This window comes from Vibrio sp. 03_296 (assembly GCF_002265885.1).
In genome coordinates this window covers 1-507 of the sequence record NZ_NPKW01001256.1, presented here as the reverse complement: position 1 = coordinate 507, position 507 = coordinate 1, and the positions used below count along the sequence as shown (strand labels likewise).

The following is a 507-nucleotide window of genomic DNA, read 5'->3' as shown; positions in this document are numbered from 1 at the left end:
TAGCCGGTGCTTCTTCTGTCGCTAACGTCAATGATAGTGCTATTAACACTACCACCTTCCTCACGACTGAAAGTGCTTTACAACCCGAAGGCCTTCTTCACACACGCGGCATGGCTGCATCAGGCTTGCGCCCATTGTGCAATATTCCCCACTGCTGCCTCCCGTAGGAGTCTGGACCGTGTCTCAGTTCCAGTGTGGCTGATCATCCTCTCAGACCAGCTAGGGATCGTCGCCTTGGTGAGCCCTTACCTCACCAACTAGCTAATCCCACCTGGGCATATCCTGACGCGAGAGGCCCGAAGGTCCCCCTCTTTGAGCCGAAGCTATCATGCGGTATTAGCCATCGTTTCCAATGGTTATCCCCCACATCAGGGCAATTTCCAGGCATTACTCACCCGTCCGCCGCTCGCCACCCGAGAAACAAGTTTCTCTGTGCTGCCGCTCGACTTGCATGTGTTAGGCCTGCCGCCAGCGTTCAATCTGAGCCATGATCAAACTCTTCAATTA

Annotated in this window: 1 rRNA gene; it reads right to left on the bottom strand. The window is 54.2% G+C overall.

From position 1 onward, the window contains the following. Window positions 1-507: ribosomal RNA gene (locus tag CIK04_RS31375) — 16S ribosomal RNA — on the bottom strand; the annotation flags it as partial.